Here is an 18627-nt window from a genome sequence, read left to right as displayed (position 1 = left end):
TAAAAGACTCTAGAAACAACAATCCGAAGATCGTGAATCAGTCAAATGACATCAAGTCCACATCACTAGCAAAAAAACTCAACTAGCACTACAAAAAAAATCTTCTCACCCCAGACGGGAAGAATGAAGCAAGAAGATGTCACACCCACACCCCAAAAGGCATGAGCGCCAAAAACATTCGGCACTGACATTCATCGACACACTGTTGAGTTCTCAAAGAACACGCACACACTCTCCACCCGCAGACTCACGCCTACCAGCATCAAGGGCAACTGTTCCAGCCTATCCCAGCTTGGTCTCGGATGCAAGCTCCGACTCTTGGGGGACAAACCAATCAAAAGCTACCGTACAACCTCGTTGTCTCCGGCCTCTCGGCTGGAGTCGGTGTCCGTGTCGCTCTGACTCGACAAAAGTTACGGCACGGGAAACTGCGCGTCAAATCCCCAGGTCGCCGAGAATCCGAACGACAAACGCCGAGGTGGTGACGCGTACAGAGAGTTATCTACCCACCACACGCTCGAATCACACCTGTGTGACTCGCACCACCTCGGCGCCGTAGTGCTAGGAAGCTAAGCGCACACCTGCGAAGTTCCGCTTTCCCCGACGTACGACCAACCAACGGCCGTGCAGCAGATCCTCGGGTGACGGCGTCCACTCCTCGTCGGCGATTTTCTGGTTGTTGACCGAGGCACCGCCCTCCTTCACTGCGCGACGTGCTGCGCCCTTGCTCTCGGAGAGACCGGTTGCGACGAGCAAGTCGACGATCGTCGACGGCTCCCCCGGCGCGAGGTCGGCTACCGGTGTCTCACCGAGCGCGGCTGCCAACGTCGACTCGTCGAGATCGGCAAGTTCGGCGCGGCCGAACAGTGCTTGGCTGGCCAGCTCGACTGCACGTGTGTTCGCCTCTCCGTGCACCAGTGTCGTCATCTCGGCTGCCAGTCGCTTCTGAGCCTCGCGCGCATGCGGACGTTCACGCGTCGCTTCGTCGAGATGGTCGAGTTCGGCCTGATCGAGAAAGGTGAACCAACGGAGGTACTTGACGACATCGGCATCGCCGGTGTTCACGAAGTACTGGTACCAGGCGTACGGGCTGGTCATTTCCGGGTCGAGCCACAGGCTTCCGCCACCGGTGGACTTTCCGAACTTCTTTCCGTCCGCCGACGTGACCAGGGGCACCGTCAGCGCGTGGACCGACTCACCGTCCTTGCGTCGGTTGAGCTCGACGCCGGCGATGATGTTGCCCCACTGATCCGAACCGCCGATCTGGAGCGTGCACCCGTGCGTGCGACGAAGTTGGACGTAGTCGTTCGCCTGAAGAAGCATGTAGCTGAACTCGGTGTAGGACATTCCGTCGGCCTCGAGACGCGTTTTCACCGTGTCCCGCGCAAGCATCACGTTCACCGAGAAATGCTTGCCGACGTCACGAAGGAAATCGATCGCCGACAGCGGACCGGTCCAGTTCAAGTTGTTCTCGACGATCGCACCCGTAACTCCGTCGTCGAACTCGACGAATCGCTCGAGCTGGCCGCGGATACGGTCGGCCCAGTCCCGGACGGTGTCGGTCGAGTTCATGACCCGCTCCCCCACGTCACGAGGATCGCCGATCAGTCCGGTGGCACCGCCTGCCAGGACAATCGGCCGGTGACCTGCACGTTGAAAACGCTTGAGCGCTAACAGCGGAACGAGGTGGCCTGCATGAAGGCTGGGACCGGTCGGGTCGAAGCCCGCATAAAGAGTGATCGGCCCGTCGGACGTCGCCTTCTTCAGTTCGTCCACGTCGGTGGACTGCGCGATCAATCCGCGCCAGGTCAATTCGTCGATGATGTTCTCGCTCACGCCTCCGATCTTTCCGCATCCGACGTCGAACAGGAACCTCGCCCTCGTCGGGCTCGGTCAGGACGCCGGCGCCCGCGGGCTCCGGCGATACGCCGACACCGCGTCGGAGCGCGGGATCCAGAACCTCCACGGTCTGTCGGCAGCCTTGCTGACTCCCACCCTCGGGCCTTCGGCCACGTCGGTCGGACGACCGGCCCGCCCAGCGGCGAGAACGATCCGCGACGATCCGTCGAACAGGTCCATTCCGTTGTCCGAGAGCTGGGCGCCGATGGCCTGCCCCAAGTTACCCGGCCCACTGACCAGCTTCCTGGAAGCAACTCGGTCGCCTCTCCGGCGCCGTACTGCTTCCTCACCGTCCACCAGCTCGGCGGCTCGCAGCAACACTGCGGCGGCTTCACCGTCGGGACCGCAGGTGACGTTCATGCACAGGTGCATGCCGTAGCTCGAATAGACGTACAACCGTCCCGCCGAACCGAACATCACGCGGTTACGCGGAGTCGGGCCGCGATAGGAGTGAGCAGCGGGATCCGGCCAGGGTCCCCCTTCGGGTCCGCCGTACGCCTCGACTTCGACGACTCGCACGCGCACGTTCTCCAATCGAAGTTCGACGCCGAGCAGGTTCCGCGCGGCCTCGACGGGATGGCAGTTCAGATCCTCTGCGTTCACACAGCTGATCTTTCCCTGGCGCTTGGAGCCCTTGACGTCGACCACCCGGAAGGTCTTGAATTCATCACACAGTGAATTCATCAGCCGATGAATTATGGAGGACACCATGACGATCGCACCCGATCCGGCGGTCATCGTCGAGAACCTCGTCGTCCGGCGGGGCAAACGCACAGTTCTCGACGCGGTGACCATGTCCATCCCCGCCGGCCACATCACCGGCCTGCTCGGCCCGTCCGGATGCGGCAAGACAACACTCATGAGAGCGATCGTCGGTACCCAGGTGGTCGAGTCGGGAACGGTCACCGTGCTGGGTAAACCGGCAGGCTCGAGAGCACTGCGCCGCAAAGTCGGCTACGTGACCCAGGCCCCGAGTGTCTACCGCGACCTCTCGGTCCGCGACAACGTGGCCTACTTCGCCGCGCTGTACGGACGCGATTCCCGTTCGGTCTCGTCCGCGATCGATTCCGTGGGTCTGGGTGAGCATGCGTCGTCGCCGGCGGGAAATCTGTCCGGTGGGCAACTCGGCCGCGTGTCCTTGGCCAGCGCGCTCGTCGCCGAGCCCGAACTACTCGTGTTGGACGAACCCACCGTCGGGCTCGATCCCGTGCTGCGAGCCGAACTGTGGTCACGATTCGAGGACATCGTCCACTCCGGCGCGACGCTGCTGGTATCCAGCCACGTCATGGAAGAAGCCGAGCACTGCTCCGAGCTGGTCCTGATGCGCGACGGTTCGGTACTTGCACAACTCGCGCCCCGGGAGCTGTTGCAACGCACGGGCGAATCGAGCCTCGAACACGCGTTCCTGACCCTCATTCGCACCACGGAAAGCGGTGTCCGATGAATGTGCACATCTACGCAGCCGGGACCACCCGGATTCTGCGTCAGCTCCGAGCCGATCACCGAACCGTCGCGATGATCCTTCTCGTCCCGTCCCTGCTCATGGTTCTGCTGTACTTCCTCTACCAGGATTTTCCCACGGCACCGGGCGCTCCCCCGCTGTTCGATCGCGTTGCCGTCAGCATGCTCGGAATACTGCCGTTCGTAGTGATGTTTCTGATCACCTCGATCGCCATGCAGCGCGAACGCAGCTCCGGGACACTGGAACGGCTGCTCACGACACCGATGTCCAAGCTGGATCTGCTGGCCGGATACGCCTCGGCTTTCTCGTTGGCTGCGATAGTTCAGTCGCTTCTGGCCTGTGCGGTCGTGTTCGGGGCGCTCGGACTCTCCACCGAAGGGTCGCCTGCCTGGGTGCTCCTGATCGCGGTGCTCGGCGCCGTTCTCGGTGTCGCGATCGGACTGCTGTGCAGCGCGTTCGCTCGCACCGAATTCCAGGCCGTGCAGTTCATGCCGGTCGTGGTCGTGCCGCAACTTTTCCTGTGCGGACTACTCGTCCCCCGAAATCAGATGCCGGACTGGCTACACGCCGTCAGCAACGTCATGCCGCTCAGTTACGCAGTCGACGCGCTGAGCCAGATCTCTACCGCCCCGAGCGTCACCGGGCGATTCTTCACCGATGTCGCCGTCGTTCTGGCCTTCACGGTCGCCGCGTTGTGCGCTGCAGCAGCAACTCTGCGGCGGCGGACACCATGACCGGCAGAGCACGGACGGGACGACGACCGGGCCGACCGGACACGCGCGACGAGATACTGAGAGTCGCTCGAACACGTTTCGCCGCTACAGGTTTCGACAAGACTTCGATCCGATCGATCGCCGCGGACGCCGGCGTCGACTCCGCCCTCGTGCACCACTACTTCGGGACCAAACGAGACCTCTTCGTAGCGTCGATCGCCCTGCCGACCGATCCGACGGTAGTACTTCGTCCAGTCCTGGCCGCCGACACCGATCGGCTCGGTGAGGCGCTACTCACTGCGATTCTTGCCGTCTGGGACTCCGAGAACGGCCAGGCCGTCGTCGCCACGTTTCGTTCACTGATCGCAGGCGCCGACGTAGGCCTGATCAAGACCTTTCTGATGCACGTCGTGCTCGACGACATCGCACACAGAGTCGACGAACCCGTCGGGTCCGGCCCTCTGCGAGTCGCGCTCGTTGCCTCCCAGATGTCCGGTCTACTGCTCACCCGCCACATCCTGAGCATCGAACCGCTCGCCTCGATGCCCGCGCACCGCGTGGTGGCGCTGACAGCACCGACGTTGCAGCACTATCTCGCCGGTGAACTGCCCGACTTCGTCCCCTGACGATCAGGATCGAGCGCGAGCCAGAATCGACTCGTGCTCGGCGTCGTCCACATCCCTCGCGTCGTCGACGAGCAGGACCGGGATACCGTTCTCGATCGGATATGCCCGACGCAGCCGCGGGTTGTAGAGCAGCTCGTCCTCCACCAGCAACAGCGGGCCCTTGTCGACAGGGCACGCGAGGATGCTCAGCAGTGTCTGATCGATTGCCACCGATTTCTCACTTTCGTCTGTCACCGATTCGCACGGGGATCGTCCGAAACCTTACCCACCGCACGTAGCAGAGCTCAGTCCGTTCCGACGTCGGCCACACTGTCGGTGCCGAAGCGTTGCGCGGCAATCGCTTTGGTCAACCGCTTGTAGGTACTGGATTCCTCGTCGTAATACCAGGTCCGAGCACTCGGCGTTGGGATACGAGACTTTCGTAGTTCGGTTTCCCGTGGCCGATACGCCCGCCCCAGCGGAATCGCATCGACGAGATGAACGATGTCCGGACGCTGGCTCGGCAGCAGCACGCCCATGGCGTCGGTGATCGCCTTACCCGGCACCGTGCTGTCCTTCCGCACCGAGATGCCGCAGATCGCGACCTCGTCGGCATGGTCGAGTCGCCGGGACGAATCGGCACTGCCACCGATGTCCACTCCGTACACGACGACGGATCGAACCTGCGGAATCTCCCCGAACGCATCGATGATGGGTTGGGTGAACACCGGCCCGCGAGGTGTCTTCACGACGGTGTCCTTGCGGTCCACCAGCCAGAAATCTCCGTCGGAATCCCGTCGAAACAGGTTCTCGGTGGGAATCCACGAATCACCGGGCTCGAACACGCCCCGCATCAAAGGACTTGTGACCTCGCCCTCGTTGCTCGGACGCCCGAGGAGCAAACCGACCTCGCCGTCCTTGCACAGCCGAACGAAACCGTTGTCGTCCTCCTCCAACCTCCCGGTGATGGGGTCGTAGGCAGCCAGAGCCACCCGTGCACTTCCCGGCAACGGGCGGCCCTTCGATCCGATCTTCGAACCACCCACGTTGGCCAGGATGATGTCGTTCTCGGTGGAGGCATAGAACTCGAGAACACGAGCGGGCGAGAAACGCTCCATCGTTCGTTTCCACAGCCCGACAGGCATTCCCGATCCGATGAACAAACGGACCGCGTGCCGGAGGTCGACATCGAGATGATCGTCGTCGAGGATGCTCTGCATCATCGCCCAGGTGTAGCTGATGACGGTCACGCCATAGCGAGAAACCTCACCGGAGAACCGAACCGGGTCGAGACCCCGCGACAGGGCAATACGCGACCCGCCGGCGAGCGCACCACCGACACTCACCAACAATCCCGCCGAATGATGAAGAGGAGCAAGGCAGTACACCGTGTCTCCGGAACTCAGCCCGGCCGCGGTGGCGGTTCCGTACGCCGACAGCGCCCATCTGTGGTTGGTGATGTAGCGAGGCTCGAGGCCCCGATCCGTTGCCGTGAACAGCACCATCGCAAGTTCCCTCGCGCGGCCCGGATTGGGCTCGAACCACGCAGGCAACCGCACCGAATCCGGATCGACGGCTTCGAGGTCGGTGACGTCCGCCCCGGTCGGTACGTCCAGCTGACGAGCGTCACCACCACCCAGAACGAGAACGTTGGCGGCGACGGTCGTCGCAGACTTCAAGTTCTCCGGGTCGGTGACGACGGTGTCGACGTCCACCGCCCTCAGGGCGCTCTCGAGGTTGCCGCCCGGAGGAAGCAGAACTGCTACTGCGCCGATTCTGGACAACGCGGCCACGGCCGCCAGCGCGCTAGGACGGGTCTCCATGAGCACACCGATGCGCGCCGACGGCCGGATGCCGGAGACGACAAGGCCCTTCACGACGTTGTCGATGCGGACGTTGACGGCCTCGTACGTGTGGACTCGATCGTCGAACAGGAAGCACTCACCCGACGGCGACCGACGTCCCTGATCAGCGATGAGCCTGCCCAACGACACCGTCGAATGCGCCTGCATCTGACCGAGACGCGCCAGTCGTGGCAACGTGCGCACAGCCTCCGACGACATCTCGCGGGTACCTCTCACCGCTCCCGTCGCCGCTGCCGCGAGCCCGCGGCCTACTCCGACACCCACCTCCGCGATGGACGCGGCCGTATGAATGATTCGATTGCTGACCGACACACCGCTTTCGGAATCGGGATGTTCGTCGTACACCATCTCGTGCACGCCGGATGGCTGCTCCCCCAGCCCTTCCCGCCACCGTATCCACTCGCCCGTTGTAGGCCACGTCTGCGCCGCGGCGGTGGTGCCGACCACCAACCCGAAGTGACCGGCACGCAAAGTGCTTTCGAAGATCTCCGCACGTGGCGCCGCACGCTTGATGCCGCGCACCGCCAACGGCTGGCCGATGTCGTCGACCTCGCCTACGAACGCGAGAACCGGAACCGACAACTCGGACAGCGTCAGCAACCGATCCTTGATGACGAATCCACCCGTCATCATGCGGTTGTGCACCACGAACTGCTTCAACAACTCGGCCACAGCCGGGCCGGACCACGCAACCCAGCCGTCCATCGCCAGAAAACGCCTCTGCGGCTCGCGAGGCAACAACGCATCACGGTCGTGCAGCTGCCGGAGGAAGTCGAGTCGAGACCGCACCGTCTTCGCCGGATCCAACAATTGGAACCCGGTCCGTGCCATCCACCCGGAGACGTCCATCCGAGTGAACACGTGATCCGCCAGAAACTCGGCACCCTTGGTCGCCACACCGGCCGGAATACCCAGTGGCAACGCCGCCAACGTGTCCACCGGCGCCCCGAACGTGATGAGACTCGCCAGATTTCGGCCACTCCGATACGCCGCAGCCTGGTAACAGAACATCCCGCCCTGCGAGTACCCGCCGAGGTGGACGTCGCGGCCGGTGATCGTGTGGACCTTGTCCACCACCTCGCTGATCGCGACAACATGATCCGCCAGAGTCCGGCTCCACCCGCCTTCCTCCGTGTCGGGCGAACCGAAGTCCACCACCCACGGATCGAGGCCCATGTCGTGAAGAATGCCGGCAGCGCCGTTCTCGGTCGTCACGTCGTACACATCGGCCGACACCATCATCGGCGGCACCAGCACGACCGGAGGCTTCGAACCCTCGTCGGCGTCGTCGGCGAAATACCGACGGAGCCGGTACATCGGCTCACGATCGACGACCTTGAACGGCGACGGATCGACCTCGGTCTCCAGACCGCCGAGACGGATCACTTCGAGGCCGTTCTGTGCAGTCGCCACCGCACGCCGCAACGGCCCGCGGATCGCGTCTGCGTTCAGTCCCACCACAACACACTCCTGCGTTCGACGCTTGTCCCCGCTCGAACCGGCCACTCACCGACCCGTCAGAAGCTTCTCATACCGAACCCCTTCGAATCCGGCGCGCCTGATTTATTTCTCTGTCAGCGAGCAGGAATTCCGTCGGCGAGCCACGCGCGAGCCTTCTCCGCAGTCGACCGCACACCACCGAGCTGGCTCGCCACCTGCACAGCAGCCGTGCCGCCCCGAGAATCTCGCGACGAAATGGAACCCTCGACGGTCAGGACCTCGCGAACCGCCGGCGTCAACGACGGATCGATCGACGACAACTCCTCGTCCGTCAACTCCTCCAACCCGACGCCGCGCCCCTCCGCAACACGAACGCACGCCCCGGCCGCCTCGTGCGCCACCCGGAACGGAACACCCTGCCTCACCATCCACTCGGCGATATCCGTCGCCAACGTGAAGCCTGCGGGCGCGAGCTCGGCCAACCGATCCACATGGAACTCCAGCGTCCCGACCAATCCGGCGAGAGCGGGCAGCAACAGCTCGAGCTGCGCCACCGAATCGAAGACCGGCTCCTTGTCCTCCTGCAGATCCCGGTTGTAAGCCAACGGCTGTGCCTTCAGAGTCGCCAACAGGCCGGTGAGATTACCGATGAGCCGACCCGTCTTTCCGCGCGTCAATTCCGCGACGTCGGGGTTCTTCTTCTGCGGCATGATCGAGCTGCCCGTCGACCACGCGTCGGCGAGCGTCACGTAGCCGTACTCCGGGGTACTCCACGACACGATTTCCTCCGCGAGACGCGACAGATCGACCGCGGTCATCGCGAGCACGAACGACGCTTCCGCCGCGAAGTCACGTGACGAGGTCGCGTCTATCGAATTCTCGGCCGACGAATCGAAGCCCAACTCGGCTGCGATCTTCTCCGGGCTCAGACCAAGCGACGAGCCCGCCAAGGCCCCCGAACCGTACGGCGACACCGCGGCTCGGCGATCGAAATCCTGGAACCTCTGGACGTCACGCAACAGAGGATGGGTGTGCGCCAGGAGATGGTGGGCCAGCAGCACCGGTTGCGCGGCCTGCGAATGCGTCTTGCCCGGCATGACCGCAGCCGGGTGCGCAGCAGCCTGCGTGGCCAAGGCGTCGACGACGTCGAGGACCCCTGCCGAGACCCGCCGGACAGCGTCGCGCAGCCACATCCTGAACAGAGTCGCCACCTGGTCGTTGCGCGAGCGTCCGGCCCGAAGCCTCCCTCCGACCTCGGGACCGACCCTGTCGATCAATCCCCGCTCGAGCGCTCCGTGGACATCTTCGTCGGACTCCGCGGCAGCGAACTCACCGGAAGCGACGTCCTCGGCCAGCCGAGACAAACCGTCGAGCATCGTCTCGAGGTCCGCCGCCGTCAACAATCCCGCACCGTTCAACACGCGCGCGTGTGCCATCGACGCCCGAATGTCGTACGGGGCCAACACCCAGTCGAAGTGCGTCGACTTGCTCAGTGCCGCCATCGCCTCGGCCGGACCGGACGCGAACCGTCCGCCCCACAGCGATCCTTCGTTGGTTCCGTGCTGTTCGCTCACAGTTCTGCTTTCCACATCGTTCGGATCATTCGGCACGTCGGGCCAATTTCTCGATCTTGTCCGCAAGTTCGCTGCCGGTGATCGGTTCTCGCGCGATCACGAAGATCGTGTCGTCTCCGGCGACGGTCCCGACGATCTCTCGTAGCGACGCCCGGTCGAGCGCGCTCGCCAGGTATCCCGCAGCCCCGGGTGGGGTCCGCAGTACGGCCTGATTGCCGCTCGAATCGGTCGACACAAGCAGCTCACCGAGCAGCCGGGTCAACCTGTCGGTCCCCCCTGAAACCCCGCGCACCGGATTACCGTCCTCGGGCACCACGTACACCCCGACGCCACCGTCGGCCGCACGCAGCTTGACGGCACCCAACTCGTCGAGATCCCTCGACAGCGTCGCCTGGGTGACATCGATGCCCTCCGACGCCAACAGCGTCGCCAGTTCCGGCTGACTGCGGACCTGGTGGTTCGACAGCAGCGCAACGATCCGCGCCTGCCTCCCCGCCCGAGTCGAAGCAGTCAACGGAACCGACGACACGTCCTCGCTCACGGTCGTCGTGCCTGCTCGAGCAACCAGACCAGCAGCGCCTTCTGTGCGTGCAGACGGTTCTCGGCCTCGTCCCACACCACGCTCTGCGGGCCGTCGAGCACCTCGTCGGTGATCTCCTCGCCGCGATGCGCGGGAAGACAGTGCAGCACAACGGCATCGGACTTGGCTTTGGACAGCAGCTCGGCGTCGATCCGGTACGGCCTGAACGGGGCGACGCGGTCGAGACCGTCGTTCTCCTGACCCATCGACGTCCACGTGTCGGTGACGAGGGCGTCGGCCCCCTCCGCGGCTTCGTACGGGTCCTCGGTGAGCGTGATACGTGCGCCGGTGATCTCGGCGCGCGCACGAGACGCCTCGACCACAGCGGGCAGCGGCGCGAATTCACGAGGCGCAGCGATGGTCACGTCGATACCCGCGGTGACACCACCCAGCAACAGCGAATGCGCCATGTTGTTGGCACCGTCACCGAAATACGCGAGTTCGAGTCCCTTCAACTCGCCCTTCCGCTCGGCCAGAGTCTGCAGATCGGCGAGAACCTGGCACGGATGGAACTCGTTGGACAGCGCATTCACGATCGGCACCGTCGCTCCGGTGGCCATCTGCTCGAGTCGTTTCTGCCCGAACGTGCGCCAGACGACTGCCTCCACGTAACGCGACAGCACACGCCCGGTGTCCTGCAGCGTCTCCTCACGTCCGAGCTGAGTGCTCTGCCCGTCGACGACCACAGCATGACCACCGAGCTGCGCGATTCCGATCTCGAACGAGAAGCGGGTGCGGGTGGAGTTCTTCTCGAAGATGACGCCGACGCCCTGCGGTCCCTCCAACGGCCGCTTGGAGAACGGTGCGCGCTTGAGTTCTGCTGCGAGCGCCAACACCTCGGCCTGCTCTTGCGGCGAGAGATCGTCGTCCCTGAGAAAGTTCTTCAGTGCCATGTCAATCCGTTTCGTCGGCAGTGTCGAGAATTGTGGGCAATGCCGCGACGAACGACGCCGCCTGTTCCTCGGTGAGGACCAGTGGCGGGGCCAAGCGCAGAACGTCGGGCTGGGCGGCATTGATCAGGAAGCCTGCATCACGAGCAGCTGCTTCGGCTTTGGCTGCGACAGCCTTGGTCAGCACCACACCCAGCAGAAGACCGGATCCGCGGACGTGATCGATCAGCGGGTGGTGCAACTCCTCGATGGAATGCGTGATCACCTTTCCCAACCTGTCGGCGTGGGACACCAGGTCGTCCTCGGCGAGAGTCCGAAGCACGGCGAGCGCGGCCGATGCGCACACCGGATTTCCACCGAAGGTCGTACCGTGCTTGCCCGGATGGAGCAGCGCGGCTGCCTCGCCGATTCCGATGCACGCACCGATCGGCAGTCCCCCGCCGAGCCCCTTCGCCAGCGTGATGACATCGGGGACGATGCCGACGGCCTGATGCGCGTAGAACCATCCGGTCCGCCCGATGCCCGTCTGCACCTCGTCGAGGATCAGCAGTGCTCCGTGCCGCGCCGTGATCTCCCGTGCGGCGAGCAGATAGCCCTCCGGCGGCACCACGACACCGCCCTCGCCCATGATCGGTTCCAGGAAGACTGCCGCAGTGTCCGAATCCACCGCGGCCTCCAGTGCGGCGACATCTCCGTACGGCACGTGCTCCACGCCGGCGGGCATCGGCTCGAACGGCACGCGCTTGTCCGGCTGACCCGTCAAGGCGAGCGCACCCATCGTTCGCCCGTGAAACGCCTTCTCCGCGGCAATGATCTTGGGCCGACCGGTCAATCGCGCAATCTTGAACGCTGCTTCGTTGGCCTCGGTACCGGAATTGCACAGGAACACTCGTCCGTGCACGCTCGCACCCAGATGGGACAGCAACTGCTCGGCGAGCGCGATACCCGGCTCGGTCGCATACAGGTTCGAGGTGTGCCCGAGCGTCGACAGCTGGGTCGTGACCGCGTCGACCACAGCGGGATGCGCATGGCCGAGAATGTTGACGGCGATGCCGGCGAGCAGGTCGAGGTACTGCTTGCCGTCGGCGTCGGTCACCACAGCGCCCTCACCGCGCACCAGAGCAACGCGTGGCACACCGTAGTTGTCCATCAAGGAATTCGACCACCGGGACTGGAGGTCGAGGGTCGTGGTGTGCTCGGTCATGAATGCTCCCCTGATAGTTCCGGCGCCGACACCATCGTGCCGATGCCCTCGCCTGTGAACAGTTCCACCAGTACCGAATGCGGAACCCTACCGTCGATGACGTGTGCAGACGGCACACCACCCTGAACCGCTCGCAGGCACGCCTCCATCTTGGGAACCATCCCGGCATCGAGCGAGGGCAGCAGAGCAGTCAGTGAATCCACGTCGATCTCCGACGTCAACGACGACCGATCCGGCCAATTCGTGTACAGCCCTTCGACATCGGTGAGCACGACGAGCTTCTCCGCGCCGATCGCCTCGGCCAGCGCAGCGGCAGCGGTGTCCGCGTTGATGTTGTGCACGACGCCCTCGGCGTCGGGAGCGATGGTCGACACCACCGGAATCCTTCCTGCCGCAATGAGATCGAGTACCGCGTCGGGATTCACCGACGTGACATCGCCGACGAGTCCGATGTCGGTCGGCGAACCGTCGACCATCACCGAACGCTTGGACGCCGTGAACAGATGCGCATCCTCACCGGAGATTCCTACGGCGTACGGCCCGTGACTGTTGATCAGACCGACGAGTTCGCGTCCGACCTGGCCGAACAGAACCATCCGAACGATATCCATCACCTCGGGCGTCGTGACGCGGAATCCACCACGGAATTCACCGGTCATGCCCAGCCTGGCCAGCATCGCGTTGATCTGAGGCCCGCCGCCGTGCACCACCACGGGATGCAATCCGACGGTTCGGAGAAAGACCATGTCCTCGGCGAATGCGCGCTTGAGTTCCTCGTCGATCATCGCGTTCCCGCCGTACTTGACGACGACGATCTTGTCGTTGAACTTCTGCAGCCACGGCAAGGCACCGGCCAGCGTGTGCGCCTTCTGCGACGCCGTCAGGTCGAGTTCGGTCACGACGAGTACGCCGAGTTCTCTTCGACATACCCGTGGGAAAGGTCGGTCGTGCGAATCGTGACGACGGAGTCTCCGATTCCGAGATCGATCCGAACCTCGATGTCCTCACCGGACAGATCGACATCACGGGCACCGGGCGCTCCGACACCGTCGACGCAGACCGGACTTCCGTTGAACGACACGGTGATACGGTTCGGGTCCAGCTCGATCGGCGCGATGCCGATCGCTGCGAGCACGCGGCCCCAGTTGGGATCGGATCCGAACAGAGCCGTCTTGACCAGGCTGTCCCGTGCCACCGTGCGCGCACCGACCAGAGCATCGTCCTCCGACGCAGCCCCGGAGACCGTGACCTTCACCCGCTTCGTGACGCCTTCGGCATCCGCCATCAACTGATCGGCCAGATCGTCGCACACCGCCAGTACCGCAGCGTTCAGTGCGTCCTGGCTCGGCGCGACACCACTGGCTCCCGACGAGAGCAGCAGAACTGTGTCGTTGGTGGAGGTGGCCCCGTCGACATCGAGGCGGTCGTAGGACAGTCGGGTCGCGTTCCGCAACGCGGTGTCCAACTGCTCGGCCGTTGCGACGGCATCGGTGGTGACAACACTGAGCATCGTCGCCAGGGAAGGAGCAAGCATGCCCGCGCCCTTGGCCATTCCGCCGACGTTCCATTTGTCGACGTGATGGAAGGCAGCCTGCTTGGGCACCGTATCGGTTGTCATGATCGCGTACGCGGCATCCGTTCCGCCCGAGATACCGCCCGCCAACTCGTGCACCACGTCGGTGACACCGGGAATCAACTTGTCCATCGGCAACCGATCGCCGATCAGACCCGTCGAACAGACCGCGACTTCACCGGCACCGGTCTCGGTACCCCAATTGCTCAACGCCGACGCGACCTCTTCGGCCGTCCGGTGCGTGTCCTGGAATCCGCCCGCGCCGGTACAGGCATTGGCCCCACCGGAATTGAGAATCACCGCACGGAGCTTGCCCGCGGTCAGCACCTGCTGGGACCACAGCACCGGCGCAGCCTTCACCTTGTTTCGAGTGAAGACACCCGCCGCAGCCGTGTCGGGCCCTTCGTTGAACACGAGCGCGAGGTCGGACTTGCCACTGACTTTGATACCCGCCGCGATACCGGCGCCCTTGAATCCGGCGGGCGCAGTGACACCCTGATTCCGGACAAGCTTGCCCTGAGGCTCCGCCGCTTCGGTAGAACTGCTCACGGTGCGACTCCTACAGTCGAAAGTCCGTCGGTCTCGGGCAGTCCGAGAGCCAGATTCATGGATTGGACCGCAGCGCCTGCCGTCCCCTTGGTCAGATTGTCGATGGCAGCGATGACGACGAGCAGCCCGGCGTCGGCGTCCACCGACACACTGAGCTGCACCGCGTTGGATCCGATCACCGCGCCCGTTTGCGGCAACCTCCCCGACGAGAGCACATGGACGAACGGCTCTGCAGCATAAGCCTTCTCGTACACCTCGACGGCCTGCGCCTCGGTCGCCGTGGTCCGCGCGGTGCACGTGGCCAGAATTCCCCGCGGCATCGGCGCCAGGACGGGCGTGAACGACACGGACACCGGCTCCGGCGACAGCGCCGACAGGTTCTGCACGATCTCGGGATTGTGCCGGTGCGCACCCGCCACGCCGTACGCCCGAACCGATCCCATCACTTCCGACCCGAGCAGATCCGCCTTGGGGGCACGGCCCGCACCCGACGAGCCGCTGACAGCCACCACGTTCACCCGCGGCTCGACGATCCCCGCCGCCACCGCAGGGGCGAGCGCAAGACTCGACACCGTCGGATAGCACCCCGGCACTGCGATCCGGGTAGCTCCGATCAGCTTCTCACGATGGCCGGGAAGCTCGGGCAACCCGTACGGCCACGTGCCCGCGTGCGGCGACTTGTAGTACTTCTCCCAGGCCGAGGCGTCGGACAACCGGAAATCTGCGCCACAGTCGATGATCACGACGGACTCAGGAAGTTGTTGCGCGATCTCCGCGGACTTGCCGTGCGGCAAGCCCAGGAAGACGACGTCGTGTCCTTCGAGTTCCGACAGCGTGGTCTCACCGAGAACGCGGTCCGCGAGGGGAAGCAGGTGCGGATGGAACTCGCCCAGCGAGGCGCCCGCATTGCCACCCGCGGTGAGAGATCCAATGACGATACGTCCCGACTGCACGCCCGGATGACCGAGCAACAGTCGCAGAATCTCGCCGCCTGCGTATCCACTGGCGCCCGCGACGGCAATCCGCAGAGGCGCACCATTCCGATCGTTCATACGATGATTATGCATCACCATGCAAGCTCATTCAGGAGCGGGGTCACCCGTCCTTCATGGACCGCCGGATCTCGTCCAGCTTCTTCCGACCCGCAGCCTCACGCTCGTTCCACTGCTCGTCGAGCGTGCGACCCGCAGGCGTCCCGTGATCCAACTCCTCGCGACCCAACGCCGTCGTCGAACGACTCTCGACCTTGTCTCGAACACTGTCCCATGTCGGGACACCCTGATCGGTGAAACCCGTCGGCGAATCGTGGTTGGAGAAACCAGAACTCACGCCCCCGCCGATGGCGCCGTCGATAGCGCTGTCGTCCACCAGCTCGGCGTCGATGACGCCCGGCCGAGGAATCTCCGTCGGAGTCCCGCCCAGCGGAGAATCTCCGGGACCGGTCGGGTCGTACCGCGGGCTCGATTCCTGTGGATCCCCCAACGGCTGGTCGATGTGAGGCTTCGTCGTGTGCGGGACATCCACGTCGGGAATGTCACCGGGCGGAACCGTCGACGGGTCCGTGTTCGCTGTATCCAGTTCCGCCAGCAGCGCCGACGCCGCCGCGTGGACGGGTCCAAGTGCCGGGCGCCCGCCCACCGCGGCGAGCACCTCGCGCAGTACCGCTACGTCGGTTCGATCGTCCGTGGTCATACTTCCTCCTGAGCAGTAGGAAAGTCGTACGACACCAGGCTACGGACTCGACACCGCTCAGCCTCGCAGTTCGGCCCCGACTGCATTCTTCGCAGCGGCGACGGCAGCGTCGCGCGCCTCGGTGGCCTGCGCTTCGGTCAACGTTCCGTCGCTACCGCGGAACACCAACGCAAATGCCAAGGACTTCCGGTCCGCACCGACCTGCTCACCTTCGAACACGTCGAACAGTCTGATGCTCTCGAGAAGGTCACCCGCACCTGCGCGCAGCGCAGCTTCGACATCGGCCGACGGGACCGATCGCTCGACGACCACGGCGACATCCTGAAGAACCGCAGGGAACGGCGACACGATCGGAGCCGGAAGAGACTCGACGATCGGGAGAGCATCGAGATTCAACTCGACAGCACACGTGCGCGCCGGCAGGTCCGCTCGTTCGAGCACCGCCGGATGCAACTCACCCGCATGCCCCACCACAACGCCGTCGACCAGTAGTTCAGCACAGCGACCGGGATGCCACGGAAGGTGCTGCGCCGCACGGAACTCCAACTGCACACCGGCGGCCGCCGCGACCGTCCGAGCCGCCGCGAACGCGTCGGACGCATCGGCTGCGCGCCCCGGTCCCCACGGACCCGAAGGATCGCGCTGGCCGGTCAGCACAGCACCGACGAACACAGGCTGGTCCGGAAGCGACCCGCGCAAGTGAGCGATCTCCTCGTCGCTCGGACGCGCGTGCACCGCTAGCGCATCGACCGGAACCGTGTGATCACCGGGGCGAACGACCTGAGCGATGCCGAACAACGCCAGATCCCGCTGCCCACGGTTGACGTTGCGCGCCAATATCTCCAACAAGCCGGGCAACACCGTCGTCGCGAGCTCGGGACGGTCCGCTTCCAGCGGGTTCAGAACCGAGGTGGTCCGGCGACGAACATCGTCGGCGGGCAGTCCCCACGTGTCGAACACCCCGGTCGGCAGGAAGACCGTCGGCAGCACCTCGACGAAGCCGGCGAACGCGAGCGACTTGCCGACAGCGCGTTTGCGCTTCTGAGTGGCCGTCAGACCGCGCCCGGCCGGAGCCGTCGGGAGCACCGACGGGATCTGCTCCAGCCCCTCCAGACGCAGGACCTCCTCGACGAGATCGGCAGGTTGCTGCAGGTCCGGACGCCACGTCGGCGGAGTCACGACCAGCTCGCCGTGGCCCGACGCGCTGACACCGACCTCGACATCGCACCCGATCTGGGTCAGACGTCGAGCGGCCGTGCCGTTCGGGTACGCGACCCCGGCGACACGATCAGGTAGATCGAGATCCATACGAACGGCGTCGAACGTGTGCGGCTCCCCGATATCGGTCAACACCGACTCGACGCGACCTCCGGCGATCTCGACGAGCAACTGCGCCGCACGATCCAACGCAGCCACGGGCAGCGCCGAGTCGACAGTGCGCTCGAAGCGCTTGCTCGCTTCACTGGACAGTTTGTGCCTGCGACCTGTACGGAACACCGCGAGAGGATCGAACGTCGCTGCCTCGAGAATCACGTCGACAGTGTTGTCGTCGACCTCTGTGGACGCACCACCCATGACACCTGCAAGAGAAATCGCACCTGAATCGTCGGCGATCACGACGTCCTCGGCGTCGAGAGTGCGCTTCACGTCGTCGAGCGTGGTCAGCTTCTCCCCTGCCTCGGCCCGCCGGACGACGATTCCGCCGCTCAGCTTGTTCGCGTCGAACGCATGCAGCGGCTGACCCAACTCGTGCAGCACGTAGTTGGTGACGTCCACCGCAGCCGAGATCGGCCTGATGCCCGCCAGCAGCAGCCTGCGCTGCAACCACCACGGAGTCGTCGCGCTCGGATCGATGCCGCTGACCTTGCGCAGCGCGAATCGGGTCGCCCCGGAATCGGCCTCGACCGTAGTGGGCCACGTATCGGCCTCGTTGTTCTGTACCGGCCCAGCTGCTGGATCCGCGAACTCCAGATCGAAGCTGCTCGCGAGCTCCCGAGCCAGCCCTCGGACGGAGAATGCGTATCCGCGGTCGGGTGTCACGTTCAACTCGATCACCGCGTCGTCGAGCCCCAGCACGGCCTTGGCGTCGTCACCGGGAGCTGCGGTGCCTTCCGGCAACACCAGGATTCCCGACGAGTCACGCCCCAACCCGAGTTCCGCCGTCGAACAGATCATGCCGTTGGACGTCTTGCCGTACGTCTTACGGGCCGCGATCGCGAATCCTCCGGGCAGCACACTTCCCGGCAGGGCTGCGACGATAAGGTCGCCTTCGGCGAAGTTCCGTGCACCGCAGACGATTTCCTGCAGTTCCTCGGCGCCGACGTCGACATGACAGAACCGAATCGGCTTCTTGAACTCCGTCAACTCCTCGATCGACGAGACACGACCGACCACGAGTGGACCGGTGACGTTGTCCAGCGATTCCAACTCCTCGACCTCGAAGCCGACGCGAACGAAGCCTTCGTCGAGTTCTTCGGGGGTCACCTTCCACTGCGGCGCGGTGCGCTGCAGAACCTCGGTCAGCCAGGATTGTGGAACTCGCACGTCTGCTCAGCTCTTTCTACGGATCGAAACTCGGTAA

General features: G+C 64.5%; 16 protein-coding genes. 3 read left to right on the top strand and 13 right to left on the bottom strand.

Going from position 1 to position 18627, the window contains the following annotated elements:
• Nucleotides 1–561 precede the first annotated feature (561 nt).
• Complete coding sequence (tyrS, locus tag CH292_RS20915; protein ID WP_094655601.1) at nucleotides 562–1836, bottom strand: tyrosine--tRNA ligase; 1275 nt, start codon at nucleotides 1834–1836, stop codon at nucleotides 562–564.
• 57 nt (nucleotides 1837–1893) lie between these two features.
• Nucleotides 1894–2583, bottom strand: a complete 690-nt coding sequence (locus CH292_RS20910) for a DNA-3-methyladenine glycosylase (protein WP_094655600.1) — start codon at nucleotides 2581–2583, stop codon at nucleotides 1894–1896.
• A gap of 13 nt (nucleotides 2584–2596) precedes the next feature.
• Here CH292_RS20910 and CH292_RS20905 point away from each other — a divergent pair, with 13 nt between their 5' ends.
• From CH292_RS20905 to CH292_RS20895, 3 genes are read left to right on the top strand one after another with little or no spacing between them, the layout of a single operon-like run.
• Nucleotides 2597–3343 (top strand): ABC transporter ATP-binding protein, encoded by a 747-nt coding sequence (locus CH292_RS20905; protein ID WP_037160383.1) that lies wholly within the window; start codon nucleotides 2597–2599, stop codon nucleotides 3341–3343.
• Entirely contained in the window at nucleotides 3340–4095 is a 756-nt protein-coding gene (locus CH292_RS20900; protein WP_037142005.1) for an ABC transporter permease, read from the top strand. The genes CH292_RS20905 and CH292_RS20900 overlap by 4 nt, the downstream gene beginning before the upstream one ends.
• Entirely contained in the window at nucleotides 4092–4700 is a 609-nt protein-coding gene (locus CH292_RS20895; protein WP_027498867.1) for a TetR family transcriptional regulator, read from the top strand. Before CH292_RS20900 ends, CH292_RS20895 begins: the two co-directional genes overlap by 4 nt.
• A 3-nt stretch (nucleotides 4701–4703) precedes the next feature.
• Here CH292_RS20895 and CH292_RS20890 read toward each other — a convergent pair whose 3' ends face one another.
• From CH292_RS20890 to pheT, 11 genes are all read right to left on the bottom strand, one after another.
• Nucleotides 4704–4910: a Trm112 family protein gene (locus CH292_RS20890; protein ID WP_026347891.1), complete on the bottom strand. Its 207-nt coding sequence runs from the start codon at nucleotides 4908–4910 to the stop codon at nucleotides 4704–4706.
• Nucleotides 4911–4984: 74 nt separating this feature from the next.
• A complete protein-coding gene (locus tag CH292_RS20885) occupies nucleotides 4985–8005 on the bottom strand; it encodes an AMP-binding protein (protein ID WP_019665796.1) in 3021 nt (1006 codons plus the stop codon).
• A gap of 113 nt (nucleotides 8006–8118) precedes the next feature.
• Nucleotides 8119–9558: an argininosuccinate lyase gene (argH, locus tag CH292_RS20880; protein ID WP_027498866.1), complete on the bottom strand. Its 1440-nt coding sequence runs from the start codon at nucleotides 9556–9558 to the stop codon at nucleotides 8119–8121.
• A 25-nt stretch (nucleotides 9559–9583) separates the two neighbouring features.
• The gene (locus CH292_RS20875) at nucleotides 9584–10099 is read right to left on the bottom strand and encodes an arginine repressor (RefSeq protein ID WP_019665798.1); all 516 of its coding nucleotides are present in this window, start codon (nucleotides 10097–10099) and stop codon (nucleotides 9584–9586) included.
• A complete protein-coding gene (gene argF, locus CH292_RS20870) occupies nucleotides 10096–11031 on the bottom strand; it encodes an ornithine carbamoyltransferase (protein WP_094655599.1) in 936 nt (311 codons plus the stop codon). Before argF ends, CH292_RS20875 begins: the two co-directional genes overlap by 4 nt.
• A 1-nt stretch (nucleotide 11032) precedes the next feature.
• A complete protein-coding gene (locus tag CH292_RS20865; protein WP_020112054.1) occupies nucleotides 11033–12232 on the bottom strand; it encodes an acetylornithine transaminase in 1200 nt (399 codons plus the stop codon).
• Nucleotides 12229–13131 carry an acetylglutamate kinase gene (gene argB, locus CH292_RS20860; RefSeq protein ID WP_037180686.1) on the bottom strand — a complete coding sequence of 301 codons (903 nt, stop codon included), beginning with the start codon at nucleotides 13129–13131 and terminating at the stop codon, nucleotides 12229–12231. The genes CH292_RS20865 and argB overlap by 4 nt, the downstream gene beginning before the upstream one ends.
• Nucleotides 13128–14354, bottom strand: coding sequence for a bifunctional glutamate N-acetyltransferase/amino-acid acetyltransferase ArgJ (gene argJ, locus CH292_RS20855; protein ID WP_019665802.1), 1227 nt, complete (start codon nucleotides 14352–14354; stop codon nucleotides 13128–13130). The genes argB and argJ overlap by 4 nt, the downstream gene beginning before the upstream one ends.
• Entirely contained in the window at nucleotides 14351–15406 is a 1056-nt protein-coding gene (gene argC, locus CH292_RS20850) for an N-acetyl-gamma-glutamyl-phosphate reductase (RefSeq protein ID WP_019665803.1), read from the bottom strand. The genes argJ and argC overlap by 4 nt, the downstream gene beginning before the upstream one ends.
• Before the next feature lie 43 nt (nucleotides 15407–15449).
• Nucleotides 15450–16046: a hypothetical protein gene (locus CH292_RS20845; RefSeq protein ID WP_020112050.1), complete on the bottom strand. Its 597-nt coding sequence runs from the start codon at nucleotides 16044–16046 to the stop codon at nucleotides 15450–15452.
• A gap of 57 nt (nucleotides 16047–16103) precedes the next feature.
• The gene (gene pheT, locus CH292_RS20840) at nucleotides 16104–18590 is read right to left on the bottom strand and encodes a phenylalanine--tRNA ligase subunit beta (RefSeq protein ID WP_094655598.1); all 2487 of its coding nucleotides are present in this window, start codon (nucleotides 18588–18590) and stop codon (nucleotides 16104–16106) included.
• Nucleotides 18591–18627: the final 37 nt, after the last annotated feature.

It is taken from the genome of Rhodococcus sp. 14-2470-1a (assembly GCF_002259425.1).
Taxonomy (GTDB): Bacteria; Actinomycetota; Actinomycetes; order Mycobacteriales; family Mycobacteriaceae; genus Rhodococcoides; species Rhodococcoides fascians_E.
Note: the sequence above shows the minus strand (reverse complement) of the source record. Positions and strands in the feature narration are given on the sequence as shown.